At 59.8% G+C, this 234-nt stretch carries 1 protein-coding gene; it reads left to right on the top strand.

Annotated features, from left to right (window positions below; translation table 11 throughout):
• The coding region (locus J5M56_RS26500; RefSeq protein WP_207938251.1) for an amino acid permease at positions 1-234 on the top strand (234 nt) is incomplete at both ends.

Genomic DNA, 234 nt, shown 5'->3' with positions numbered 1-234 from the left:
CCCTGGCATTCGTGTTCCAGACCCTGGCCAACCGCAAGCCCGACCTGGACGGCGGTGTGTATGCCTATGCCAAGGCAGGCTTCGGCGATTACATGGGGTTTTCCTCGGCATGGGGGTACTGGATCAGTGCCTGGATGGGCAATGTCGGCTACTTCGTGCTGCTGTTCAGCACCCTGGGCTTCTACTTTCCAGTATTTGGCCAGGGCAATACGCCGGTTGCCATCGCTTGCGCCT

It is taken from the genome of Pseudomonas sp. 51_B (genome assembly GCF_017491595.1).
Taxonomy (GTDB): domain Bacteria; phylum Pseudomonadota; class Gammaproteobacteria; order Pseudomonadales; family Pseudomonadaceae; genus Aquipseudomonas; species Aquipseudomonas promysalinigenes.
This window is presented reverse-complemented; position numbering and strand designations above follow the sequence as displayed.